Source organism: Larkinella ripae (assembly GCF_054780775.1).
Genome location: NZ_BAAGVR010000014.1, coordinates 472,869 through 499,764, shown reverse-complemented (window position 1 = coordinate 499,764; position 26,896 = coordinate 472,869). Strand labels below are relative to the sequence as shown.

Sequence of the window (26,896 nt, the reverse complement as noted above, 5' to 3'; positions counted from 1 at the left end):
CTCGATATTTCACCCGTTGGCAAGCTTGTCAGCGGGTGAAAATCGGCTATAAGAATATTTTCACCCAATAAAACTCCATCCAATGTCATTCAAAAAGAATAAGAAGCTCAACAGCGACTTTTCCAGAGTGCTGATCAGCCTGGCCTCGCCCGAGTCCATTCTGGAGAGTTCGTATGGTGAAGTGACGCAACCGGAGACGATCAATTACCGGACGTACAAGCCTGAAATGGGCGGTTTGTTCTGTGAGCGGATCTTCGGTCCAGTCAAAGATTGGGAGTGCCATTGCGGTAAATACAAACGTATTCGCTACAAAGGCATTATCTGCGATCGCTGTGGGGTAGAAGTGACGGAGAAGAAAGTGCGTCGGGAACGGATGGGTCACATTGAACTGGTTGTTCCAGTAGCACACATCTGGTATTTCCGGAGCCTTCCCAATAAAATTGGATACCTGCTCGGCCTTTCCACGAAAAAGCTCGACCAGATTATCTATTACGAACGGTATGTGGTTGTTCAACCGGGTATCAAAGGCGAAGACGGTATTCAGGATCTGGACTTTCTGACGGAAGACGAATACCTAGATATTGTTGATAAACTGCCCAGCGGTAACCAACTCCTGCCGGATTCCGATCCGCAGAAATTCATTGCCAAAATGGGTGCGGAAGCGCTCGAACTGTTGCTGTCGCGGGTGAAGCTGGACGAATTATCGTACAACCTGCGCCATGCTGCAGCAACCGATACATCGCAGCAACGGAAAGCCGAAGCGCTGAAGCGTCTGAAAGTGGTTGAAGCATTCCGGGATGCCAACACCCGCGTCGAAAACCGGCCGGAATGGATGGTAATTCGGATGGTGCCGGTGATTCCGCCGGAACTGCGCCCGCTTGTCCCCTTGGATGGTGGTCGTTTTGCCACCTCCGACTTGAACGACCTGTACCGCCGGGTGATCATCCGGAATAACCGTCTGAAGCGTTTGATCGAAATCAAGGCGCCAGAGGTGATTCTGCGGAATGAAAAACGGATGTTGCAGGAAGCCGTCGATTCGTTGTTTGACAACTCACGGAAAGTAAACGCCGTTCGTTCGGAAGGAAACCGGGCCTTGAAATCACTTTCGGATATGTTGAAAGGGAAACAGGGACGGTTCCGTCAGAACCTGCTCGGTAAACGGGTTGACTACTCCGGTCGTTCGGTTATCGTTGTGGGTCCGGAATTGAAACTGCACGAATGCGGTTTGCCGAAAGACATGGCGGCTGAATTATTCAAACCGTTCATTATTCGAAAACTGATCGAACGCGGTATTGTCAAAACCGTGAAATCAGCGAAGAAAATCGTTGACCGGAAAGACCCGATTATCTGGGACATTCTGGAAAACGTACTGAAAGGACACCCGGTTTTATTAAACCGTGCTCCAACGCTGCACCGCTTGGGTATTCAGGCATTCCAGCCAAAACTGATCGAAGGAAAAGCAATTCAGTTGCACCCACTCGTTTGTACGGCTTTCAACGCTGACTTTGACGGTGACCAGATGGCCGTTCACGTTCCGCTGGGACAGGAAGCCATTCTGGAAGCGTCGATGTTGATGCTGGCGTCGCACAATATTTTGAACCCGGCCAACGGAGCACCGATTACGGTACCGTCGCAGGACATGGTATTGGGGCTGTACTACGTAACGAAAGGTCGCCGGAGCACACCGGAATATCCGATTGTGGGCGAAGGCATGACGTTCTACGGAGCGGATGAAGTGATCATTGCCATTAATGAGAAGAAAGTTTCGAAGCACGCCAATATCAAAGTCCGGACGAAAGTTCGGAACGAGAAAGGTGAGCTGGAGACGAAAATCATCGAAACCGTGGCTGGTCGCGTTCTGTTCAACCAGTCGGTACCGGAAGAAGTTGGTTACATCAATGAGCTGCTGACGAAGAAAAAACTTCAGCAGATCATCTCGTATATCTTCAAGATCTCGGGTGGCTCAAAAACCGCTCAGTTCCTGGACGATATCAAGGAACTCGGTTTCCAGATGGCTTTCAAAGGCGGTTTGTCAATCGGCTTGAGTGATGTAAAAGTGCCGGATGCCAAAGAGCAACTGATTGGCGAAGCCAAGCAGGAAGTGGAAGGAGTCTGGAACAACTACCTGATGGGTCTGATCACGGAAAACGAGCGTTACAACCAGGTGATTGATATCTGGACGCGCGTAAACAGCCGGATTACCGAAACCCTGATGAAGCAGTTGGAAGCCGATCAGCAAGGCTTTAACTCGATCTTCATGATGATGCACTCCGGTGCACGTGGATCGCGCGAGCAGATCCGTCAGTTGGGTGGAATGCGGGGTTTGATGGCCAAACCGCAGAAGAACCTGCAGGGTTCGGTTGGTGAGATCATCGAAAACCCGATTCTGTCAAACTTCAAAGAAGGTCTGGACGTACTGGAGTACTTTATCTCGACGCACGGTGCACGGAAAGGTCTGGCGGATACGGCTTTGAAAACGGCCGATGCCGGTTACCTGACCCGTCGTCTGCACGACGTTGCGCAGGATGTAATCATTACTGAAGACGATTGTGGAACGCTTCGCGGTCTGCAAATCTCGGCACTGAAAGACAACGAAGATATCGTAGAACCGCTGTCAGAGCGGATTCTGGGCCGGGTAACGGTGCACGATATTTACAACCCGTTGACGAAAGAGCTGATTGTTGCCGGTGGTAGCGAAATCAACGAAGAGATCGCGGCTGCGATTGACGAAACCAGTATCGAAACTGTCGAGATTCGTTCCGTACTGACGTGCGAAGCCAAAAAAGGGGTTTGTGCGAAATGCTACGGGCGGAACCTGGCAACGGGTCGGATGGTCGACATCGGTGAAGCGGTGGGTGTAATTGCTTCACAGTCCATCGGTGAGCCGGGAACTCAGTTGACGCTGCGTACTTTCCACGTAGGGGGTACGGCTTCCAACATTGCGGTTGATGCCTCGATCCGGGCGAAATTCGACGGTCAGGTGCAGTTCGAAGAAATGCGGACGGTTGAATCGGTCGATAACGAAGGCAATCCCATCACGGTTGTGATGGGTCGTTCGGGTGAAGTCAAGATCGTTGATCCGGCCAACCCGAATCTGGTGTTGATTAGCAATAACGTGCCTTACGGTGCTTTCCTGCGGGTGAAAGAAAATACCCTGGTGAAGAAAGGGGATGAGCTTTGCGCCTGGGATCCGTACAACGCCGTTATCTTGTCGGAACTGACGGGTAAAGTAGAATTTGAAGCAATCGAAGAAGCGATTACCTACCGCGAAGAGTTTGACGAACAAACGGGCTTCCAGGAAATGGTGATCATCGAAAGCCGCGATAAAACCAAAAACCCGGCAATCGTTGTGAAAGGAACCAGCACTTTGCTGGAAGACACAACCGAAAAAGGATACAACTTGCCGGTGAGCGCGCGTCTGGTCGTGAAAAACGGTCAGGATATTAAAGCCGGTCAGCCGGTTGCCAAGATTCCGCGTAACGTTGGTAAAACCCGCGATATTACGGGTGGTCTGCCGCGTGTGACCGAACTGTTCGAAGCCCGTAACCCGTCGAACCCGGCGGTTGTGAGCGAAATCGATGGTGTGGTTACGTACGGCACGATCAAACGGGGTAACCGCGAGATCTTTATCGAATCGAAAGACGGCACGAAGAAAAAATACCTGGTACCTCTGTCGAAACACATTCTGGTGCAGGATAATGACTTCGTGCGGGCGGGTGATCCGCTGTCCGATGGGGCCATTACGCCATCCGATATTCTGTCTATCAAAGGCCCAACGGCTGTGCAGGAATACCTGGTGAACGAAATTCAGGAAGTATACCGTCTGCAGGGGGTGAAAATCAACGATAAGCATATCGAAGCGATTGTTCGCCAGATGATGCAGAAAGTTGAAATCATGGACGCCGGGGATACGATCTTCCTGGATATGCAATCGGTGGATAAATGGTCGTTCCGGAATGAAAACGACAAAATCATGAACATGAAAGTCGTGATGGATCCGGGCGATTCAGAAACCCTGAAAGCAGGTCAGATCATTTCTGTCCGTCGTCTGCGCGATGAAAACTCGAGCCTGAAACGCCGGGATATGAAATTGGTTGATGTGCGGGATGCCATGCCGGCGGTTTCACAACCGACGTTACAGGGAATCACGCAGGCTTCTCTGGGTACCGAAAGCTTCCTGTCGGCGGCTTCGTTCCAGGAAACAACCAAAGTTCTGAGTGAAGCTTCGATCCGTGGTAAAGCCGATTACCTCGAAGGACTGAAAGAAAATGTGTTGGTGGGCCACCTTATCCCGGCTGGTACGGGTACGCGTCGCTACAACAACATCATCGTCAGCTCGAAAGAGGAATACGAATCGTTTGTGGAAACGCGCGAGAAATTCACGCGGACCAAAAGACGTGAAACGGTTTAAACACCCGTGATGAATACAAGGCAGGGTCAGACCGCAAGGTTTGACCCTGTTTTTGTCTTGCAATAGTCAAGGCAGAACGGAACTACGGTTTCTCGTTGCGAGTTATTTTTTTTGATCCTTACCTATAAAAAGATGGAAAACCAGTCACCGGAGCAGGACGGCCAGATCAACGTCGAATTAACGGAAGATATTGCCGAAGGGATTTACGCCAATCTGGCGATGATCGCCCATTCCAACAGCGAATTCATTATTGACTTTATCCGCCTGATGCCCGGCGTTCCGAAGGCTAAAGTGAAATCCCGCATCATTCTGACACCGGAGCACGCGAAACGTTTGCTCTCGGCACTGAAAGATAACATCCGTAAGTTCGAGGACGCGTACGGCGATATTAACGGGGCCGATGAAGCCTTCCGCTTTCCAACACAGTTCGGCGGGCCGATTGGTGAAGCCTAAAACCGTTAAGGACAGCGCGATAGTAGAAATTAATTCCATCAGCATTTTGGTTTTCCATCTGATTTAGCTAATTTTGCACCTCTAATTTTCCAGAGGACTGTAGTAATACCCATTCTGATACAATGCCTACGATACAACAATTAGTACGCAAGGGCCGCGAAAAGTTGACTTTCAAATCAAAGTCACCGGCACTGGACTCTTGCCCACAACGCCGTGGCGTGTGTACGCGTGTGTACACCACCACCCCCAAAAAGCCCAACTCGGCTTTGCGTAAAGTAGCCCGTGTGCGTCTGTCGCACGGCAAAGAAGTCAACGCCTACATTCCGGGCGAAGGCCACAACCTGCAGGAACACTCGATCGTACTCGTTCGTGGTGGTCGGGTGAAAGACCTTCCGGGTGTACGTTATCACATCGTTCGGGGAGCCCTCGATACCGCCGGTGTAAACGGTCGGAAACAGGCTCGTTCGAAATACGGCGCAAAACGTCCGAAACCGGGTCAGGTAGCGGCACCAACCAAAGGAGCACCCGCTAAAAAGAAAAAATAATTGCTCCTGAATAGGAACTGAGCGTTGCTAATGATGCACAGCGCTTAGAGTAAGATTTATCATCTGAAGATCATGAGAAAGGCAAAACCAAAGAAAAGATACGTTTTACCCGATCCTAAGTTTAAGGAGACGCTGGTAACGAAATTTGTAAATAACCTCATGTACGAAGGCAAAAAGAGCCTCTCGTACTCCATCTTCTATGACGCCCTGGCACTGGTTGAGAAAAAAACCAGCGACAACGGCCTGGAAGTTTGGAAAAAGGCGTTGAACAACGTAATGCCTTCAGTAGAGGTAAAAAGCCGCCGGGTAGGTGGTGCAACATTCCAGGTTCCAACGGAAGTGCGTCCTGATCGTAAAGTATCAGTAGGCATGAAATGGCTGATCAAGTATGCCCGTTCGCGTGGTGAAAAAACCATGGTGGATCGTTTGGCAGCGGAAATCATAGCCGCAGCAAAAGGTGAAGGCGCTGCCGTTAAGAAGAAGGATGACACCCACCGCATGGCCGAAGCCAACAAGGCATTCTCGCACTTCCGGTTCTAAGCCGTACGATGCAAATGCATTGAAAAAACCGCCCATTCGGGCGGTTTTTTTGTTAAAAGGCCATCATGAACTCCGTCAGGTTGGTTTCGGGTTCCAGACTTAACCGCTTCCGCAGCCGGTATCGTTTCAGTTCCACACCGCGTACCGTAATGTTGAGGAGTTTGGCCACTTCCTTGCTCGACAGGTTCATGCGCAGATAGGCCGCCAATCGTAAATCATCGGGCGTTAAACCGTCGTATTGACTGAGCAGCCGTTTGAAAAACTGTTCATGAACCTTATTAAAGTTCTTCTCAAAAACCTTCCAGTCCTGCCGGCTCGAAATATTGGAATCGATTAGCTTCACCAGCTGGTTGATATGGCCGGTAGCCTGATCAATGGGTTGCCGTTGCCGAACTTCGTCTTTTAGCTTTTCCACTTCGTCTTTCAGCTTAAGCAACAGATCATTTTTATGGATCAGGTTCATGGTGGTGTTGGCTAACTCTTCCGATTTTCCGATGACATCCTGCTCAAGTTTCTCTTTTTGAACCTGAATAAGTTGCTGGCGGTGCCGCTCCTGCTCACGCACCAGTTTTTCTTCCATTTGCTGCCTTACTTTCACCTGATGAGCCCGAACCTGCCGCCGGTGAACGTAAAAACTGAGCCCAACTAGCCCGCAAGTCGCCAGCAAATAAGCCAGGTAGGCCCCGGTTCGCTGGTACCAGGGTGGCAGGATCTCAAAATGAAGCGAAGCAACCGAGCCATCGGTCGTAGATCGGACTTGAAACTGGTAGCTTCCCGGCATCAGGCTGGTGTATTCTTTCTCCGCAGTTTTACTGAAATCCGACCAGTGCTCGTCCAGACCAACCAGACGGTAGCTAAATAGAGGTTCCTGAATAGCCCCCGGCAGGCCAAATTGGAAAAGAAGGTGATTCTGTTTCGCCGTCAGGACGGGTAAAAAAGCGGTTACCGCCGACGCCGAACGAAATGAATGAGTGTGAGCATCCGTTCCAGCACCAACCGTCAATTGCCGGATCAGCGGTTTGCTCGTCGATTGCCGCTTACTAACAGCCAGAAGCTCATGCCGGGGTAAAAGGGCGTACCCTTTTTCAAAACAGAGCAGGTAGTAAGCAGAATCCAGCGGAACAATATTTTCGTAATCGTCCATCCAGACCGAATTGCTGATGGCAAATTCGGCTTTCAAACCGCCCGGTTTTACAACGAGCAAGCTGCCGTCCTGCCGAAGAAAAAGTTGCTCATCATTCCAGCCAGAAAAGACCCGACGAACCGCACCCGGAACCTGATACCGACGCTTCAAATCCTCTTCCTGGGAATAGACCGACGCCCATTTAAGTTGGCCGAGCTTTCGTAAATCGGTTGATAAGGTGATCGCGTAAACACCATTGTGAGCGTGTCGAAGCCAGATTTGTCCGTTTTGATCTTCCCAAATTTCCCGAATGGGTTCGTTGAAACCTTCAATGCGATGACTGAACTTCCACTGACCAGCCGCAGTACGCTGATAAACGCACAAACCGGTATACGTTCCCTGAAGGGCAAAACCGGGTCGCGAAGCCAACGCTTCTAAATTCCAGCCGCCCACCTGTGTAAAAAGCGATTGCCAGCCACCATCCGGCGTTATCCGGAAAGTACCCGCGTTATGACTGCACAGCAACTGACCATCAAGCACCGTTAGGTCCCAGACCTGACCCTGAGAACCCTCAATCAAGTGATAAACCGGCAGGCCGGAGGCCGGAAAATCACACCAGTAAACGCCGTGGTTGGTCCCCAGATAAAGTTTTCTGTTGAATAAAACCGCATCGTAAGGAGTCCCTAACTGCCCGTTTGGGTCCATAAAGTATTTCAACGGATAGCTAAAGGCAACAGCATCAATGCCATCGTCCAGACCTGCCCACATATCACCCTGAGCATCCAGGGTCAACGAAAGGATGGTATTGTTCTGAAGCCCAGCGCGCTGATTAAGCGTGTAAAGAATCGCTCCGGTCGGATCCGTTATGACAATGCCGTTCAGAATGGTCCCAAACGCATAACGGTTTTCCGGTAAAGCGAGCCCTTTATTACACTGGTATCGCTGGAGGAATTGGCTGGCTGCGTGCGTCAGGCGAGAAAGACGGCCCGTTTCATACGTGAACAGCCCCTGATCGCGCGTGCCAATCAGCAGTCCCTTCTCGCCATAGGGAAGAATCGTGTGAACAACGGTTGGCGCTAAAGCGTCCGTGTTGGGTAGGCTCACAAACTTCCCGTTGATGAGTTCAAAAAGGCCTTTTCCAATCGCTTGAAGATAATAGCGATTATGAACGGCGTACAGAAAGAGAATATTGCCCGGTAGATGCAGCTCCCGGATTCGCCCGTTCTGGTACAGAAAACCGGTTGAAAACGATTGAAAAAATACGAAATCTGCACCGGCGACAATGTTCCAGACTTCTTCTTTGGGGAAGCGTTTACCGGGTACCAGGTTCGTAAGCGAATGATAATGAAGCTTTCCAACCGAATCGGGTTGCCAGTAGCCAATTTCGCCCAGACCACCGGTAAAAATGCGACCTTTCTGGTCAAGGGCTACGGCCCGGACAAGTTGCCGTTTGGGCAGCCGATACGTCTGCCACCGCGCACCATCAAACTCCAGCAAACCCTTGGAATTACCGGCGTACAGAAAACCGGTTGCTTTATCCTGACATAACGACCAATTTTGATTGTAGGCCTGATAATCCTGTTTGGCAAAGCTTCGGATGTATGGAGCAAAAAACAAATCCCGGCTGTCAGGACTTGCGGTTGCCGCCAAAAAAAGAAAGGAAAAAAGGACAGTAGATAGGTACTTCCCAATCTGATAAGCACTGATCATGATGGGTATAAAAAATCATGCGTAAAAGTCACCCAGTGTACAACAAATTCATTATTAGGACTTAAAGCGTACTTCGCAAGTCACAAACAAATGAATAACTATCGTTTTAGTTAAAATGATGTAGTAGTGATGTATCCTATACTAAACGCAATATGGTTAGGGTTCGTTTATCTTTGAGCTGGAAATAATTGAACATTTTATCGAAAAATTAGGATAAACTGATTGGGTTGATGGGTATTGAATCAATGGACGAGAACCACCAATAAATAGTGCCAGGGGGAACACCGATACATGAAATCCCGGCCGCTTAACTAAATCCACATCATGAACGCTACTAACTTACTCTTGCTGATCTTGCTTCTGATGGTTGGTGGCTGTCGTGCCAAACCGGAAGAACAACAACCCAAACCGGAGCCACCGGCGGAGTCATTTTTCTTTCAATCCTTACTGGTCGATGATCAACCATCACAGACGCTTATTTACCGGGAGATTAGCAAAAAACCGACGTTGAAAATCCGGTTTTCGGTGCCGGTGGATCGGACATCGGCCACCCAGGCCATTACGCTGGCGGAAACAAATGGCAATCGTGCTGTGGCACTTGCGTATGACTTTACCGATAACGATGCCGCTATAACGATTACCCCCCAAACCAATCTGGCGGCTTTGGCGACGTATCGGCTCACGGTGCCTGCTTCGTTGCTTTCAAAACAAAAAACCGCATTGAGTGCCGCCATTACGGCCGATTTGACCACATCAATCGATACAACGGATAAATTCCCCCGCATCAGCGATTCGCTTTTGCTGGATCTGGTACAGAAACAGACATTCCGGTATTTCTGGGATTTTGGGCATCCGGTTTCGGGTCTGGCCCGGGAGCGAAATTCATCCGGCGATGTGGTAACGTCGGGCGGTTCGGGGTTTGGCATCATGGCCATTCTGGTGGCTATCGAACGCAAATTTATTCCCCGTCAGGAAGGGTTGGCGCGGCTGCTGAAAATGACCGATTTTCTGAAAAATAAAACCAAAACGCACCACGGCGCTTTTCCGCACTGGCTCAACGGCGCTACCGGCGAAACCATTGCGTTCAGTCAGAAAGACAACGGAGCCGATCTGGTCGAAACTTCGTATCTGATGCAGGGACTGCTGACGGCCCGGCAGTATTTCAACGGGGCGCAGGCCGACGAAGTTGCGCTGCGAAAAACCGTCAATGAGCTCTGGAACGCGGTCGAATGGAACTGGTTTACCAAAAATGGGGCCGAGACGAACCTCTACTGGCACTGGTCGCCCACCTACAATTGGGACATGAACATGCCGATTCGGGGCTGGAATGAAGCCCTGGTTACTTACGTGCTGGCGGCTTCGTCGAACCAATCGCCCATCTCAAAAACCGTGTACGATAATGCCTGGGCCCGGAACGGGCAGATGAAAAATGGCAACAGCTATTACGGTTTTAAACTGCCCCTGGGCCCGGCAAACGGCGGCCCCTTGTTTTTTGCGCATTACTCTTTTCTGGGCATTGATCCGCGCGGACTGAGCGATGCGTACGCCAACTACTGGGAGCAGAATACCGCCCATTCGCTCATCAATTATACCTACTGCAAAACCAATCCGAAAGACTTTAGCGGCTACGGCGAGACTTGCTGGGGCTTAACGGCCAGCGATGAGCAGAATGGCTATTCGGCGCACGAACCGAACAATGATAACGGCACCATCAGCCCCACGGCGGCTCTGTCGTCGTTGCCCTACACGCCGGACGAATCGATGCGGGCGCTGCGGTTTTTCTATTACAAGCTGGGCGATCAAATCTGGAAAGAATACGGTTTTGTCGATGCCTTCAACCTGACCAATCACTGGTTTGCGGATTCGTTTCTGGCCATCGATCAGGGACCGATTATCGTGATGGTGGAAAACCACCGATCGCAGTTGCTCTGGAAGTTGTTCATGAGCGCTCCGGAAGTAAAAACCGGGATGAAAAAACTGGGTTTTCAGAGCCCTAATTTATGAGCTAAACCGACTTTTTTTGACTCGATCTGCGTATGAAATTCCTCTCCAGCCTGCTCGTTTTTGCTGTACTGAGCGTGACGGTTCCCTGTACGGCGCAACCGAATCCGCCAATCGCCAATGAATACAGCGAATACCTCGAAACCGTTCAGAAGGCGACGTTTCGGTATTTCTGGGATTTTGCGCACCCGGTTTCCGGGCTGGCTCCCGAGCGAACCGCCACGCCCAACATCGTAACGACGGGCGGAACCGGATTTGGCATCATGGCCATCGTTGTTGCCGCCGACCGCCGTTGGGTAACCCGCGCCGAAGCCGTGCAGCAGCTGCAAAAAATAGTCGGTTTTCTGGAAAAATCCGACCGGTTTCACGGCGCCTGGCCGCACTGGCTGGATGGCAATACGGGTAAAGTAGTGCCTTTTTCGGAGCACGACAACGGCGGAGATCTGGTCGAGACAGCTTTTCTGGTTAACGGTTTACTGAGCGCCCGGGCGTATTTCGATGGCTCCGGGGCCCCGGAGAAAGCGCTTCGCCAACGCATCGATAAAATCTGGCGGGAGGTCGAATGGGACTGGTACGTGCGCGACGGGAAATTGTTCTGGCACTGGTCACCAAACCACGGCTGGAAAATGAACCACGCCATTCGCGGACACGACGAAACGTTCATCACCTACGTGCTGGCGCTGGGTTCGCCGACGCACGCGATTAAACCGGAGGTGTATCAGAACACCTACAAACAAAGCGATCATTATATCAATAACCAGACGTATTTCGGGTACAAACTACCGCTCGGTTTTCCGATGGGCGGGCCGCTATTCTTCACCCATTATTCGTACCTGAGCCTGGATCCGCGCCTGATGCAGGACGAGCAGACCAACTACTGGCAGCAGAACCTGAACCACACGCTCATCAACCGGGCGCATTGCCTGCAACCACGGCAGGCCATGTTTGGCTACGGGCCGGGCAACTGGGGCTTAACCGCCAGCGACGATTACAATTTCTACGACGCCCATTCGCCAACGAACGACAACGGCACCATCAGCCCCACGGCGGCTTTGTCGGCCTTTCCCTACACGCCCTATTATTCAATGCAGGTGCTGCGAAATCTGTATCTGCGGGAAGGCAACCGGTTTTTCGGACCTTACGGTTTTTACGATGCGTATAACAAAGGTTTGAACTGGTACTCCAATCAGTATCTGGCGATTGACCAGGGGCCGATTGTGGTCATGATGGAGAATTACCGCTCGGGCTTGCTGTGGAAACTGGGGGAAAAAACGCCGGAACTCTGGACCGGCCTGACCAAAATGGGCATTGCAAAGCCGGTTTATCCGACCGGTTTTTATTCCTACGCTCCGGATTTCCGGACCGGCTACATCGACCTCTGGAAACACCCCGACCGGGGCGCTTACGTGCTGGATTTTGCCGTGAAAGGCACCCAGGCCGTCTCCCTGACGGTTCGCGACGAAGCGGGGCGGGAGGTGCAGAAACTGATCGACAACAAACCGTATTCCGAAGGAACGCACCAGCTCACATTTGATCTGCCGTCGACGAAATACGAATTTGAGTGGGTTCAGGGAGCTGAAAAACAGCGTGTTAAGGTTTCACTTCATCAGGGCGTTGATAATCAGTAGGGGGATAAAATGTTTGCTTTGCTTTATGGGCTGGCGCTGGGCGCGGTGCGCTGGCTTTGCGGGCGTTGAGATTAAAAAGCCGGTTTTGAGTTGGTGCGCTAGAAAAGCGAATAAATAAAGGGCGCAAGGGCCGAACCGGTTGTTAAAACCGTTAACGCGCTGAGGAACAGGAGCAAAAGCAGCAGCGGATACAGCCAATACCGCTTGCGGGTTCGCATAAAAAGCCAGAAGTCCTTTAAAAAATCCATCAGTGGGGGGCGGTTTTAAGCGTCTGAAGCTGAGCCCGCAAGTGCAGGGCTGTGGCATTGCGCGGATCGATCCGGAGCGATTGGGCAACGTATTTGGCCGCACCGTCCGCATTCGCAAACCTCAGATAACCGGCGGCCAGCTGATTGCTCAGGTTGACATTGGTTGTATCGGCCAGGTACTGTTTTTTGGTGGCAACCAACTGCTCCACAAACGCTTGTAACTCAGTCAGGCTGAACGTTGTTTCGTTGTGGGCCGCTGCGTAGCGGAGATACGGCAAGGCTTCGTCCGGGCGGTCGAGTTTCAGGAGTGTAATGAACAGATTCTGAGCGGTCGTAAACGATTCCTGCCGTTGAAAGGCTTGTTTTAAACACCAGACCGCGCGCTCAGGCTGGTTCAGGCTCTGGTAGATTTTACCGGCTTGTCCGTAGAAAACCGGGTCGTCCGGATGCTCCAGCATCAGCGCTTCGGTGACCTGCAACGCGCCCCGCTGATTGTTCGCTTTCTGGTAATGGGCCAGGAGTTGCTGCATCGCGTCGGACCAGGAAATCTGCTTCACAACCAGCGCCCCGGCCAGTTGTTCCTCAACGGTTTTCGGGCGCTTTTCTTCCGGCGGCATCGGTTCGTTGAACGGCCAGCCTTCCTTTAAAATCAGCACTTCAAACACGCCTTTCAGCGAATCGACCGGTGTAAGAGGCATTTGCTGCCGCAGTTGCGCCAGTGAGATTTCATCGTTTTCGGCGGGAACCAGGAGTCGTTTCTTTTTCAAGGCTTCATAAAATGCATCGGAAAGCAGCGCGTAACCGTACAGATTTGGATGAACGTGTTCCAGCAGGGTTTCGTTGCCCAGAATACCGTGGGGGGAATGGGTTTCAAAAACCGCCTTCGTGTCCACGGTCGTAACCTCCGGATACCGGTTTTCCAGTTCCCGAATCACCTGGTTGAGGGCTTCCGGGGCCCGAAACCGCAGCAAATCCAGTTCCTTCGCTTGCGTGAACTTCAGTTTGGCTTCCCGGAAGTTGCCTTGTTCATACGCCTGTTTCGCTACCTGAAATTGCTGATCGGCCGACCCGGCGCCCGGCGCACTGACAAGCGGTTTTAAGCCTTTCTCGTTGCTGACCAGCGTACTGATAAAAACTGGGATTTTCTTTTCAGAAAACACCTGGCAAATCCCGTCCAGATTCGTGCGAAACTGCTCGATCCCTCGCTGGTACTGGTCCGATCCGAGTGGAATCTGCTGGTCGGCGGCCATGCGTTTCATCAGGTTTTCGCGCAGATTCACCGTCTCGCCCGATACGGTTTTGCGAATCCCGGCCAGCGCCCGGGTCAACGCCTGCATCACCCGAAATTCGCGGAGTTTCAGCACCAGCCGCACCAGCGCCGGATGCCCGCCCAGCGAACTCGTCGAGCCGACGCCCATGGCGCCGTAGTATTCGTTGTGACCGGTGTAAATCAAAACCGCATCCGGTTCATAGTCCGGCAGTTGCTGCGCAAATCCAAAAACCGTGTAGGAGTTCACCGCCGTCAGCGACAGGTTAATCACCTCAAAGTGGCGGTCTGGAAAAGTGTGCATCAGCCGGTAGTGCAGCCAGCGGTGGAACGAGCCGTTGTGGAAGTAGGGGTAGCCAATCGTCGTTGATTCACCCAGCACAAAAATCCGGAAAGTGCCCTCGGTTTTGCGTTGCCGAAACGGTTCAAAATTGCCGACGGTGGCGTTATCAGTTTCCGTAAAATACCGTTCCGATGCGTGCGGATTCATGATCCAGTAGCCCGTGCGCTGCGGATCTTCCACGAACAGTCCGTAATCATGGCCGTAACCGACCAGCCGGAGCAGGCCTTCAATCAGTACAAGCACCAGCAGCGGCAACAGCAACGCAATCCCTTTGAACAGCCACAACCGCTTCTTCATGAGCAAAACCGGTGAGCCCTTCTAAATCTCCGGTGAGGCTTTAGAAGGGCCATTTTGGAACAGGAATACTTTTTTAAGGACGGATAATGGTTCCGTCGGCTTTCCGGACCTGCCAGTTTGATTTGGTCGTGATCGGGTATTTGGCGGCTTCCTTTTCGTTGATGTCCACGCCCAGTCCCGGCGCTTCGTTGACCGACATATAGCCTTTGTTCATCGTCGGACAACCGCTGAAAACCTCATTCATCTTGTCGGAAAACTGCACGGCTTCCTGAATACCGAAGTTCCAGACCGCCAGATCAATGTGGGCGTGGGCTGAGTGGCCCACCGGCGAAACATCCCCCGGACCGTGCCAGGCCGTGCGGATGTTGAACCACTCGCCCAGCCGCGCCACTTTCATGGCGGGCGTAATGCCGCCAATCTGCGAAACGTGAATCCGGATGAAATCGAACCACTGGTTCACCATCGGCTCCTTGAATTCATTGATGTTGTTGAACAACTCGCCCATCGCAATCGGCACGGAAGTGGCCTGCCGAAGCTGCGCGAACCACTTCATGTTTTCGGGCGAGAAAGGATCTTCGATAAAGAACGGGCGGTATTCTTCCACCTGCTTGATCATGTTGATGGCGTCGATGGGCTGCACCCGCTCGTGAATATCGTGCAGCAGTTCGATCTCGTCGCCACATTCCTTGCGCACCACTTCAAACATTTTCGGAACCGACTTGAGGTACAGCCGTTCGTTCATGTAATTGTCGGTGGTGCCCCCAAAACTGGCGGCTTTGAAGTCGGGCTGGCTGTTCGCGGCATTGGCGCCCACGGCGCCGTACCCACCCTGCTGAATCCGGATGTACTTATAGCCCTGCTCCATGAATTTCTTCACGCTTTCGGCAGCCGCTTCGGGCGTGTTGCCGCCCGCGTGGGTGTAACAGGGAATCGCAAAACGGGCTTTCCCGCCGAGTAGCTGATACACCGGCATGTTGGCGCGTTTGCCTTTAATGTCCCACAACGCCTGATCAAGTCCGGACAGCGCATTGTTCAAAACCGGGCCGTTGCGCCAGTAGGAACTGACGTAAGCCGCCTGCCACATGTCTTCGATGTTGTCCACATCCTTACCGACGCAAAACTCATTGAGGTAGGTGTTGATGGCCACGATGACCACGGCGGCCCGTTGCGTAAAGGTCGCGCAACCCAGCCCGTATAAACCGGGTTCGGTGGTTTCGACCTTGACGACGATGAGGTTGGAGCCCTGCGGAGCGGTGGCAATCGCTTTGACGGACTTGATTTTGACGGGGGCAGCGGCTTTGGCGTAGGAGGGGGTTCCCCGGCGCTCGCGGGCTTCGGCGGTGGACATGCCACCGAACAGACCCAGCAAACCGACTCCGGAACCAAACCCTATTTTTTTCAGTGTCTCCCGGCGGCTGTTGAACTCGGCAGGATTTTCGTGTTCTTTCATGGGTAATCAGGTAAAGGTTTAGATGCAAACGATATCAGGAGAAAGCATTTATTCGCTTTTCGTTACTGTCTTATTCGTTAGGGTAACGCAAATGCAATGTACGACCCACCCGGTTTGTGGCCATTTTTGACCCCGCCGGCGGCAATCACAACGTATTGTTTTTCACCCACCCTATACGTAATGGGGGTGGCAAAACCGCCCGCCGGAAGCTGGTATTCCCAGACCACTCTCCCGGTTTTTTTGTCGAAGGCGCGGATGCGTTCGTCCTTCGTACCGGCAATAAAGATCAGGCCGCCCGCCGTGACGATGGGACCGCCGTAGTTTTCGGTGCCGGTAATTGGAACGCCTTTTTGGGTCAGTTCCGGAAATTCACCCAGCGGAACCCGCCACAGGTATTCGCCGGTGTTCAGGTCGATGGCGTTCAGCGTGCCCCAGGGCGGTTTTACGGCCGGATACCCGTCGGGGTCGAAAAACCGGGTGTAGCCGTTGTTAATGTAAGGCGGAATGTACGGAAATTCGGTTTTTTGATCGGTTTGGGTCAGCGTCGGCGCGTTGTGCTGATCCTGCGTTTCGGCGGGTTTGGGTTCCGGGGCTTTGGTGTCGGCGTTGAGCAGATACCGCACGAGCGTGAACCGATCCTGATCGGAAAGATGCTGGAACGACGGCATCCGGCCCCGCCCGGACCGCAGAACCCCATTAATGTCCTGCGCGGAAAGCCGTTTGCCAATATCGACCAGACTGGGGTATTCCTGGCCGCTGCCCTTGCGGTCGGGACCGTGGCAGGCGATGCAATTGGCCTGATAAAGCGTTTTGCCTTTCGAGGCTATTTCGGCGTTTCGGGCCGCCAGATCCGACATCTTCAAATCCCAGACCATTTCGTTCGAGTTCTGGTACAAAATGCCCTGCGGATCGCTGGCGTTGCCACCCCATTCCGCTCCCCCGCCGATGCCGAAAAATAAGGTGCCTTCGAGGCTCGGCGGCATAAATTTGTCGCCGGAGCGGGTTTTCAAAAACCGTTCCTTCACAAATTGATGCGCCTGGGGCGTTCGGTCGGTAATGTCCGCTTCGGTAAACACCTGCCGGGCAAAAGGCGCGGGTTTGAGCGGGAATTTCTGCGTCGGCCACGGCACCTCGCCGGGCAGGGCGGGCGAGGTCGGCACGTTGCGCTCCTCCACCGGGAACAGGGACTCGCCGGTATCGCGGTTCAGGACGTACACCAGACCGTCTTTCGTCGTCTGCGCCACCGCATCGACGGTTTTTCCGTTGTGTTTCACCGTCACCAGATTGGGCGGACACGGCAGGTCGCGGTCCCAGAGATCGTGGTGAATCGTCTGGTAAAACCACTTCATTTTGCCGGTTTCCACATCCAGTGCCAGAATGCAGTCCGAATACAGATTTTGGCCGGCCCGGATGCCGCCGTAAAAATCAACGGAAGGCGAGCCGGTTCCGAAATAGACGGTTTTTCGTTTTTCGTCGAGTACCATGCCCGCCCAGTTGTTGGCGCCACCGATGCGTCTGTAGGCTTCTTTGGGCCAGGTTTCGTAGCCCGGTTCGCCTGGTTGCGGAATGGTGTGGAAAACCCAGAGCACCTTGCCGGTGCGAATATCGAAACCGCGGACGTGGCCCGGAGCCGCATCGCCCTGCTCCGAAACCGCCGAGCCCAACACCAGAATATCCTTGTAAATGACGCCCGGCGTGGTCGATGTCACCGAAACTTTGCTCAGATCCCGTTTCGATTCATCGTCCAGACCCTGTTTCAGATCCACCTCGCCGTTCCGGCCAAAACCGGCTACCGGTTCGCCCGTCAGCGCATTGAGCGCGTAGAGGGTCGAGCCCGCCGAATACAGAATGCGTTGGTCGGTTCCGCTTGCCCAGTACATGACGCCCCGGCTCTGGTTGAAGCGCGGGGATTTGGTTTTGAATGGATCGAACAGCCAGCGTTGTTGCCCGGTTCCGGCATCGAGCGCAAACACCTTCAACATCGGCGTGGTGCCGTAGAGCAGGCCGTTGATGACAATGGGCTGGCATTGAATCTCGAGCGGTCGTCCGGCGGTTCCATCGGCCCCGGCGGCATTATAGGACCAGGCCACTTTCAGGTTTTTGACGTTCTGGAGGTTGATCTGATTGAGGGGTGAATACCGGGTGCCGGCCGGGTTGCCACCGTAGGCCGGCCAGTCGCGCCCGCCCGGCGGATCAATGCCGGTTTGATCGGTTTGCGGAGCAGGGGCGGAAATGCCCAAAATCAGGAGCCACAATCCGATTAGTAGTGATGCATAGTTCATAATCGTACGCTGAATGGCAATGCTTATCGGACGGATGCGGTTTTCGGGAGGGTGTAAAATTCGTACGAAATCGTCCACCGGGCTGTCTGGCCCGGTTCGGCTTTCACCTGAATGTATGGTTCGGGGCAAACCGTCGTGGGAATCGACCAGAACGCCAGTTGCACAATCGGTTGATCGCCCACCACGCGGACCCCCGAGCCGCTCTGGCGGTTTTCGATCCGGAAATCGTAGTCGCTGGCGGAGGTGCCAAAACCGCTCAGGTAGCAGTGGGTGCTTTCGCCTTTGGGCAATTCTTTGAGGTAGACAAACCGGTTCTCCCGAACGTCGGCCAGCGTGCCGATGCCGCGCGTGGGTTTGACCTGCAACTGGAACGGAAACGTCACCGAAACGTCCGGGCCGGTCGGCTGCTGGTCCATCACAAAAAAGTTGTGATCATAAACCGTCGTTTCAATGGCTTTCGGGCCGGTATTTTTCAGGCTGTGTTCGAGAAGCAACACCGGTTTTCCCTTCAGGAGCTTCACGGATTTCTGGTAGTGATAGGAATAGCCAGCCGCGTCGGTCAGGTCGTGGGTGAAGGCCACGGCGTCGCGCCCGGTTTTTACGCGCCATTTGCCGGGGTTGACGATGGCGTATGGCGTCGCAAAACGGTACGGCGCGTCTTTGGCTTTGCGCAGCGCACCGATGCCAATTTTCAGGAAATCGTCACCCGGTTTGGCGGTTTCGTAGCCGATGGGGGTGAATTCTTCGACCGGGCCGCTGATGGCGTCGTGCAGCTTCGGATCGTATTTTTCAAACCACTGACCGAAATACGAATGACCCTTGTAATCGAGGCTGGCAATAACCCCCGACCAGTCGAACCGCACGCCCTGGTAGTATCCGTTGACCGAGTCGGGCAGGTACAATTTCGCCCGAATCAGGCCGTTGGTGATTTCCGCTTCCGGAAACGGGGGCAGAAACCGGGCGCTGGCGAAAAGCAGGAGAAAGCCGACAAAAACGACGATTTTTTTCATTACAGAACGTTGCTTACAAGCTCCAGAACGGAGTTAATCACCTCTGGTGAAACCTGCCCCGGAGGGGTAAACGGGAAATAGTGCGGTACCATTTGATCGTTTCCCCTTCCGGGACAGGTTTTCCATTCCTATTGTTCTTAGCGGATCAATACCCCGGATTCTGCTTCATCTTCACGTTCGAGTTGATCTCGTCGATGGGGATGGGCTGGGCGTAGTCGGTGGCTTCCCACTGGATGGTGCCGCCCCGAACCCGCTGGTAATAGGCGGCTTCCTGCGGCCCGATCTGCCAGCGTCGGACGTCGATCCACCAGTGGCCCTCGCCGAACAACTCCGCCCAGCGTTCGTACTTGAGCGGGTCGTTTTTCAAAACCGGGTCGGGCGCTTTCGTGGCATCGGTCAGGCTTTTGTAATCAACCGGCGAAACCGCATTGACCGGATACCCGTAGGCCCGTCGTTTCACTTTGTTGATGTACTCCAGCGCCGTGGCATTGTCGCCGGTTTTGGTGAGCGTTTCGGCGTAAAGCAGGTACACATCGGCCAGTCGCAGCAGCAGGAAGTTGTTGCCGTTGGCCATGTTGACTTCGGTTTCCGTGGCGTCGATGGTCAGGTACTTCCGGAAACTCCAGGCTTCCATGTCCATCTCGCTGATGTCCAGAAAGTGCGACAGCGGGCGTTTGCGGGTGTTGACGATCATGCTGTCCACGTACGGCTGCCAGCAGGCAACCCACAGACGCGGATCAACGGTTTTGGCCTGACGCGCCTGCACCGAGCGGGTGACGTAGGCCGGATCGACGTTGGTGGCCAGCGGTTGCGTCGTACCGGCTTTGAAATAATGGCCTTCGTTGAAACCGAACCGGGCGATGTTTTTGGCGTGCGGAAACACGTTCGACCAGGCCGAAGCCGCCGGCAGGTTATTATCGCCCACGTAGGTGGGGGCCAGCACCATGCCGATGCTGCTTCCCATCGAGGTTTCGGTGTTGCCGCGGGCGGTCAAATCCACGTTCATGTTCATTTCCAGCAGCGATTCGGAGTTGAATTCGTTCTTGCCGTTAAACATGGTCTTATACACATCGAACGAAACGAGCGATTTGCCGCTGTTGTTGATCACCTCGGTCAGCGACGTTTTCGCGTTGTTCCAGTCCTGCGTGTAGACGTACGCTTTGCCCAGAGCCGCTTTCACCGCCCAGCCGCTGATCTTGTGTTTGTCGTTGGCGCCCGTCCAGTTTTTTCCGGCCAGCAGCGTTTCGGCCGCTTTCAGGTCGCTGATGATAAAATCCCAGACCTGCTTGACCGTCGCCCGTTCCACCTGCGTCTGATCAAGGCTGGTCGATGCTTCCGTGATGATTGGAACGCCCATTTTTTCGCCCCCCTGACCGTTGATGATGAACGATTCGCCCCAGATGGTGATCAGGTACTGGTAGAACCAGGCGCGCAGAAAGAAGGCCTGTCCTTTCATCAGGTTAACGGCGGCCTTGTCGGTTTCCGTAGTCGCTTTAGGCTGATACTTTTCAATATTGACCAGCAGCGTGTTGGCCCGTTGAATGCCTTTCCAGGCATCCCGCCAGGTTTCCGATAAAAAACCGTCGTTGGGCTGTGAATTGTTCTGCGCCAACTGAATCCAGGTGGTGGTCCCCTGCCAGCTCAGATCGGCGGTGTGATCCCACATGTAATACGCTTTGCCGTAAATATTGTGCCCAAACAGGCCCGGTGTGTGCTGCGTGCCGTACACCCCGGTCAGCAATTGCTCCAGATCCGTCAATGAATTGGGGTAATTGTTCGTCGACAACGCCCCGGGATTGGTCACGTCGATAAAATCTTCTTTACAGCCCGCTAAACTGATCAGCGTGATAAAGAGGGTTATTTTCAGAAATGGCTTCATCTAAATATCGTTTTCAACTTATAAGGTCGGGTGAATTAGAAACTGGCGTCGATGCCCAGCGAGAGGAGCGTGGTGCGCGGGTACGAATAGATCGCGTCGATCCCCCGGCCGGTGGTTCCGTTACGCCCGAGCACTTCCGGGTCCAGACCGGAGTATTTCGTCAGCGTCATCAGATTCTGCCCCTGCACGTAGACACGAACGCTGCTCATTTTGATCTTGTTGATCACCGCCGTCGGAATGGTGTAGCCCACCTGCAGATTGCGCAGTTTCAGATACGCCCCGTTTTCCACGTAGTAATCCGAAATCCGGGTATAGTTGGAGTTGGGGTCGCGGATGTAGTTGCCGGACGCATCCTTGTAGCCCACGCGGGGCCGGTCGGTCAGGCCACCGCCGTTGAAAAACGACGTCTGGAAAATGTCGCCGGTGGTGTTGTAATCGCCCACGAAAAACTGCGTGTAGTAACGGTTGGCGTTGTAAATATCCAGCCCCTGCACTCCCTGAAACAGGGCCGACACATCAAAGCCTTTCCAGCCCAGATTCAGCGTCAGGCCGTAGGTCATTTTTGGCCAGGGCGTGCCAACGTAGGTTTTATCGTCAATCGTAATGCGCCCGTCGCCGTTCACATCCCGGAAACGCAGGTCACCCGCGCCGGTTCCGGCTGCCTGATAAAAAACGCCCGTGGTTGGCCGTCCGGCGGCTGCGGCTTTTTCCTGCGCCTGCTGGTTCAGAGTTGCCACTTCAGCATCGGTCTGGAAAATACCCTCCGTAATGTACCCGAAATACTGGCTCATCGGATAACCGGCCTGCGTCCGGGCAATGGTACTTTCCAGGTAGTCACCGCCCACACCGTCGTTGATCGGGTTGTTGTTCGTGCCGCTGAGTTGCTTGACCAGGTTTCGGTTAAAGGCGGCATTGGCGGCAATGCTGTACGTAAAACCGCCTTTTTTACCCCGGTAATCGACGGCAATTTCAAGCCCCTTGTTGCTCATCTGTCCAATGTTGGTGTACACCGTCGAAGCCGCAAACCCCGCCGAGCGCGGTACCGGCACCTGATAAATCATGTCCTCGGTCTGGCGGCTGTACCAGTCGATCACCACGTTCAACTGGTTGTTGAACAGGCCGATGTCCGCGCCAATATCGGTTTGCTTCACTTCTTCCCATTTGATGTTTTCGTTGGGGAGCTGGGCCGTCAGCGCGTAGCCTTTGGCGCGGCTGCCGTCCGGCAAACCGTGAATGTTGGTACCGCCCGAGCCGCCGTACGAAGCCTGGTAGGTGAACTGCGGAATGTTGCTGGTGCTCCCGAGTTTTCCGTAACTCGCCCGTAGTTTAAGAGTGGAGAGAACCGGAATGTCGCGCATGAAAGCTTCATCCGTGACGCGCCAGCCGACCGAAAACGAGGGGAACACCCCCCAGCGGTTGGCAGGCCCAAACCGGTCGGAACCATCCCGGCGGACGTTGGCCGTCAGCAGGTATTTCCCGGCGTAGGTGTAGTTGATCCGGCCAAACTGCGACAAAAGCCGGGTTTGGGGGTATTCGCCCCCGCTGGCCCGGTAGGTACTCGGATCGGTACTCAGACCCAGGTTGTAGGTAACAATCTGGAAGCCCTGTCCTTCGGCGGTTAGGTTGCTCAGGTCCTGTTGGTAGGCTTCGTACCCCGCCATTGCTTTGAACTCGTGCTGACCGATTGCTTTGTCGTAGGTCAAAACGAAGTTGGCCGTGAGGTTGCGCTGGTTGGTTTGTTCGCGACTCAAATAGGCGATGGTGTTTTTAACGACGCCAAAGTCGTGGGCTTCCCGGAACGTGTAATTCCGGCCGCTGTAGATCGACGCGCCGAAGGTCGAGCGCAGGTTCAACCCCTTGATGATTTCCCAATCGGCATAAATATTCCCTTCCAGCGCGTACTGGTCATTCAGCCGGTGGTGAATGTTTTCCCAACCCACCAGGTTAGGGCCCGTGAAAAACGACCCGGTTTTGGCCCAGCCGCCAAACGAATTCGTAGGGTCCAAAACCGCCACCAGTGGGGCGGAACGGAACGGATACGTTGCGCTTTGCACCGGATTGGTACTGGTTTTCCAGGCAAACAGGGTTTCCCCGATCTTAAACCGCTTGTTGATTTTGAAATCCGCATTCGACCGGATGCCGTAGCGTTCGAAGGCGTTGTCGATAATGGTACCGTCTTCGCGCTGGTAGTTAGCCGAGAGGTAATAGTTGGCTTTGGCCGATGCGCCCGCCAGCGAAAGCGAGTAGCTCTGCTCTTTGCCGTTGCGGAAAATTTCGTCGACCCAATCCGTATTGGGCAAGGTCGCCGGGTCGCCATACCCGCTCGTGTTGACACCGAAAGCCTGTTTGGCTTTGATGTAATCGGCCGTATTGAGCATCTGATACAGGTTCCGGGGTTGCCGAACGCCGTAATAGGCATTAAAGTTGATGCTCATTTTGTCCAGTTGGGTGCCGCGCTTCGTGGTCACCAGCACCACGCCCCCGGCAGCCTGCGCTCCGTAGATGGCCGCTGCGCTCGCATCTTTCAGCACCTCGATGGATTCGACATCCTGCAGGTTGAAGTTGTTGCCCGCGCCCATCCGGATACCGTCTACAATGTACAGCGGGGCCATTCCGCCGATGGAGCCAATGCCGCGGATCACAATGTCGGAGCTGCCGCCCGGGGTTCCGTCCGGACGGGTGACCTGCACCCCGGCGGCCCGGCCCTGCAAGGCTTCGTTGACGCTGCGAACGGGAAGGTTTTTAATTTCTCCGGCTTTTACGGAAGAAACCGAGCCGGTCAGATCCGAACGTTTCTGCGTCCCGTAACCAACCACCACCACTTCGCTGAGGTTTTTGGTGTCGGTCAGTAAACTGATGTTGATTTCCGTCCGGTTGTCAACGGCCACTTCCTGCGGAGTGTAGCCCACAAAACTAAACACCAGAATGGCGTCGCCGGTGAGCAGGTTCAGCCTGTACTGACCATTGCCGTCGGTGGTGGTACCGCGCGTCGTGCCTTTTACCACCACACTCACCCCCGGCAGCCGGACGCCGGCTTCGTCGGAAACCGTTCCGGTGATCGTCTGATCGACGGCTGCCGCATCGCTCTGGTGGCGCAGAAGTTCTTCGGGCGACGGCAGGGGCGCCGGTTCCAGGTTCAGGATAACCTGGCGGCCTTTGAGGTAGTACGTCAGATCCAGCGGTTTCAATAATTTGCTCAGAACCTCGCTCAACGATTGATTCGTTGCGGTGAAAGTCACCCGCTGGTTCAGCTGAACCAGCGCCGAGCGGTAGGCAAAACGAACGTCGGCCTGTTTACCCAACTGGTTCAGGACGGTTCTCACCGGCAGGTTGTTGACCTGAATCGAGACGCGCTGATCCATGGTTCGCTGCGCTTCGACCGGGCGGGCCAGCGCCAGTCCGGTGAAGATCGCGGCCAGCAGTAACTGGTAGAAAGTCAATTTCATAAAGCTACGCAACAGGCTAAGCGGTTGTCGAAGTTTTTTCATACTTTTGCTTGTTTTTTGGCTGTTTGGGGTTTCAAATGGACAAAAAATTCCCTTCTTCATCCCGGATAAGGTTGACTAGTAAAGGGGCTTTACGGGTCAATGATGCTGGTACCATCATTGGCCTTTTTTGTGAGCAGGAGTGATTAACGCATAGGCAAGTGGAAGTTAGGCATTGAGATGGTTTAGGAAATGATGTGTTTGGGTTTAGAGATAATTCAGCGCGTTATTGGCATCCTTTGCTGGTGATTACGATTTGTCCGTCCAAGACTTCATACGACGCCCCGATGGTCTGGCAGATGACCTCCAGCCGTTCCATCAGATTCTCTTCATTGAAGGTGACATTGACCAGACAGGCCGCCATCGCTTCTTCGTCGAAGAGCAGCTTCACGCCGTAGGTTCGTTCCAGACTCGAAAAAACCTTGGCCACCGGAGCGTCTTCAAACTCCTGCTCGCGACTGGGCCGGTTAACGATCAGAGCCGCCGGTTTTTCCACGACCGCTTTCACCAGCCGGTGTTCCTGCAAATTGTACGTCATCTGTTGATTGGGCGTCAGCACCACTCCTTCGATGCGCCGTAGACCGGTTTGCTGCGCTTTCTCGTAATCGTTCTGGGAATACACCGACACCCGACCGGTTTTTACCATCACCGTCACGTCTTTTTCCTTGCAGTAGGCCCGAACCAGAAAGCTGGTGCCCAGCACTTTCGTGACCGTGCGGTTGGCATAAATCAGAAACGGTTTCGCCGGGTTCTTCACCACGTCGAAGAACGCTTCCCCGCTGAGGTACACCGTGCGGGTATGGGTTGTGAACGGGTGTGGATAGCTGAGCCGACTGTTCGGATTCAGGGTCACCACGCTGCCGTCGCCCAGCAGAATATTCATGGCCTTGTTGCCGGTATTTACTTTTTCGGTCAACGGCAGGGTGGCCGTTGTTTTCGTCAGGTACTCGTACGAGCCCGGAACGACCGTTGGTTGACGGTTTTGATAGAACCAGGTGCTGATACCCAGCAGCAGAACGGATGCCGCCACGGTCCAGCGCCACCAGCCCCGCTGCCCAAGCGGAACAACCGGCGTTTCCGAATCGGTCTCCCGGCGTTCGGCCGCCGTACTCACCAGTCGCGATACCTCCTGCGCCAATCGGCTTTCGGTGGCATCGTCCGCGTAATGATCCGTCAGGGTCCGAACCAATTCCTGCGCCTGCCGGACCACTTCGGCGCGGTCCGGGTTCTCGGTCAGCCATTGTGCCCAGAAACGGGTGGCGTCTGGAACGTTCTCCGTCGTCCACTGGCGAAACGATTCATCGAACAGGAAGTCTTCGGCTTCGTACGTTCTATAATTAATCATCGAACAAATTGCATTCTATGGCTTCTAGTTCCATAGTGTACCATTCGCCGGGGCAATACTCAAAAAAAAGAAAGTATTTTTTGCGGAACGTCGGCTAGGCATCCAGCCGGATCAGGGCCAGCACCAGGATCAGCAGCGTGGACGACCATTGGCTGCGGAGTTCTTTGAAGGTTCGGTGGAGCAGATTGGCCACGCTCTGGCGCTCCAGACCCATGATCTGGGCAATTTCGTGGTTCTCTAGATTCTGGTAAAACCGCAGGTACAAGACTTCCTGCTGGCGATTGGAGAGCGACGCCATGAGCTGGTGGAGCAGCCGGGTTTGTTCGGTTTCGCTTTCGGCAGCAATGATTTGCTGCTCAATGGAATCGGCAAACGGGAGCTGGGAAGGGGACGACTCGTCCAGGGGAACCGCCGGTTGTTGCGGACGGATTTTCAGCAGTTTATACCGCAGCGCTTTCAACAGGTACGTTTTGACAAAAACCGCATCACCGATGGTGGCCCGGTGATCCCACAATTCCAGCAGGAGATCCTGAATCGTGTCCCAAACCAGCTCCGAATCCGCCGTTAGCCGCAGCCCGTAGTTATAAAGGCCCCGGTAATGGAGCTTCGCCAGTTCGCCGAAAGCCAGCTCATCACCGCCTTTGAAGCGTTGCCAGAGTTCCTGCGGGGTCAGGGTTTTGTAATCAGCGGCTGTAAAACGTTCCAATCGATCCGATCGTCATGTACTCGTTACAGAAGCCAAATGTACGGTTATTTTACTGTCAGGATGGTATTTTGTTCATTAATTGTATAATTAAAAGAATTTAAAAATAGGGCGTTTTGTTACCAGATCGGCAAAATCGGGGAGACGGTTTTCATTCACCGGTCCGTTGGCTACCT

At 53.8% G+C, this 26,896-nt stretch carries 16 protein-coding genes; 6 read left to right on the top strand and 10 right to left on the bottom strand.

Going from position 1 to position 26,896, the window contains the following annotated elements; all coding sequences use genetic code 11:
- The first annotated feature begins 82 nt into the window (after nt 1-82).
- The 4 genes from rpoC to rpsG all read left to right on the top strand — a co-directional run bounded on the left by rpoC (nt 83) and on the right by rpsG (nt 5,949).
- The gene (rpoC, locus tag ACYVHX_RS08925; RefSeq protein WP_460671279.1) at nt 83-4,411 is read left to right on the top strand and encodes a DNA-directed RNA polymerase subunit beta'; all 4,329 of its coding nucleotides are present in this window, start codon (nt 83-85) and stop codon (nt 4,409-4,411) included.
- 132 nt (nt 4,412-4,543) lie between these two features.
- Nucleotides 4,544-4,864 carry a DUF3467 domain-containing protein gene (locus tag ACYVHX_RS08920; protein ID WP_460671278.1) on the top strand — a complete coding sequence of 107 codons (321 nt, stop codon included), beginning with the start codon at nt 4,544-4,546 and terminating at the stop codon, nt 4,862-4,864.
- 122 nt (nt 4,865-4,986) lie between these two features.
- Nucleotides 4,987-5,409, top strand: a complete 423-nt coding sequence (gene rpsL, locus ACYVHX_RS08915) for a 30S ribosomal protein S12 (protein WP_379846295.1) — start codon at nt 4,987-4,989, stop codon at nt 5,407-5,409.
- A gap of 72 nt (nt 5,410-5,481) precedes the next feature.
- On the top strand, nt 5,482-5,949 hold the full coding sequence (gene rpsG / locus ACYVHX_RS08910; protein WP_460671277.1) for a 30S ribosomal protein S7: 468 nt from the start codon (nt 5,482-5,484) through the stop codon (nt 5,947-5,949).
- A gap of 52 nt (nt 5,950-6,001) precedes the next feature.
- Here rpsG and ACYVHX_RS08905 read toward each other — a convergent pair whose 3' ends face one another.
- Nucleotides 6,002-8,722 carry a triple tyrosine motif-containing protein gene (locus ACYVHX_RS08905; RefSeq protein WP_460671276.1) on the bottom strand — a complete coding sequence of 907 codons (2,721 nt, stop codon included), beginning with the start codon at nt 8,720-8,722 and terminating at the stop codon, nt 6,002-6,004.
- Nucleotides 8,723-9,106: 384 nt separating this feature from the next.
- On the opposite strand from ACYVHX_RS08905, the gene ACYVHX_RS08900 reads away from it, so the two are divergent.
- Both ACYVHX_RS08900 and ACYVHX_RS08895 read left to right on the top strand, forming a co-directional pair.
- On the top strand, nt 9,107-10,786 hold the full coding sequence (locus ACYVHX_RS08900) for a glucoamylase family protein (protein ID WP_460671275.1): 1,680 nt from the start codon (nt 9,107-9,109) through the stop codon (nt 10,784-10,786).
- A 32-nt stretch (nt 10,787-10,818) separates the two neighbouring features.
- Nucleotides 10,819-12,411: a glucoamylase family protein gene (locus tag ACYVHX_RS08895; RefSeq protein WP_460671274.1), complete on the top strand. Its 1,593-nt coding sequence runs from the start codon at nt 10,819-10,821 to the stop codon at nt 12,409-12,411.
- A gap of 98 nt (nt 12,412-12,509) precedes the next feature.
- On the opposite strand, the gene ACYVHX_RS08890 is transcribed toward ACYVHX_RS08895, so the two are convergent.
- The 9 genes from ACYVHX_RS08890 to ACYVHX_RS08850 form a co-directional block, all read right to left on the bottom strand.
- Nucleotides 12,510-12,659: a DUF5989 family protein gene (locus tag ACYVHX_RS08890; protein ID WP_460671273.1), complete on the bottom strand. Its 150-nt coding sequence runs from the start codon at nt 12,657-12,659 to the stop codon at nt 12,510-12,512.
- Nucleotides 12,659-14,566, bottom strand: a complete 1,908-nt coding sequence (locus tag ACYVHX_RS08885; protein WP_460671272.1) for an SGNH/GDSL hydrolase family protein — start codon at nt 14,564-14,566, stop codon at nt 12,659-12,661. The genes ACYVHX_RS08890 and ACYVHX_RS08885 overlap by 1 nt, the downstream gene beginning before the upstream one ends.
- A gap of 73 nt (nt 14,567-14,639) precedes the next feature.
- Nucleotides 14,640-16,016, bottom strand: coding sequence for an enolase C-terminal domain-like protein (locus ACYVHX_RS08880; protein WP_460671271.1), 1,377 nt, complete (start codon nt 16,014-16,016; stop codon nt 14,640-14,642).
- A 77-nt stretch (nt 16,017-16,093) separates the two neighbouring features.
- On the bottom strand, nt 16,094-18,298 hold the full coding sequence (locus tag ACYVHX_RS08875) for an outer membrane protein assembly factor BamB family protein (RefSeq protein WP_460671270.1): 2,205 nt from the start codon (nt 18,296-18,298) through the stop codon (nt 16,094-16,096).
- A gap of 23 nt (nt 18,299-18,321) precedes the next feature.
- The gene (locus tag ACYVHX_RS08870; RefSeq protein ID WP_460671269.1) at nt 18,322-19,308 is read right to left on the bottom strand and encodes a hypothetical protein; all 987 of its coding nucleotides are present in this window, start codon (nt 19,306-19,308) and stop codon (nt 18,322-18,324) included.
- Between the two features lie 145 nt (nt 19,309-19,453).
- Nucleotides 19,454-21,187 carry a RagB/SusD family nutrient uptake outer membrane protein gene (locus ACYVHX_RS08865; protein WP_460671268.1) on the bottom strand — a complete coding sequence of 578 codons (1,734 nt, stop codon included), beginning with the start codon at nt 21,185-21,187 and terminating at the stop codon, nt 19,454-19,456.
- A 35-nt stretch (nt 21,188-21,222) separates the two neighbouring features.
- The gene (locus ACYVHX_RS08860) at nt 21,223-24,675 is read right to left on the bottom strand and encodes a TonB-dependent receptor (protein ID WP_460671267.1); all 3,453 of its coding nucleotides are present in this window, start codon (nt 24,673-24,675) and stop codon (nt 21,223-21,225) included.
- 223 nt (nt 24,676-24,898) lie between these two features.
- Nucleotides 24,899-26,017 carry a FecR domain-containing protein gene (locus tag ACYVHX_RS08855; RefSeq protein ID WP_460671266.1) on the bottom strand — a complete coding sequence of 373 codons (1,119 nt, stop codon included), beginning with the start codon at nt 26,015-26,017 and terminating at the stop codon, nt 24,899-24,901.
- 94 nt (nt 26,018-26,111) lie between these two features.
- Complete coding sequence (locus tag ACYVHX_RS08850) at nt 26,112-26,723, bottom strand: RNA polymerase sigma factor (protein WP_460671265.1); 612 nt, start codon at nt 26,721-26,723, stop codon at nt 26,112-26,114.
- Nucleotides 26,724-26,896 lie beyond the last annotated feature (173 nt).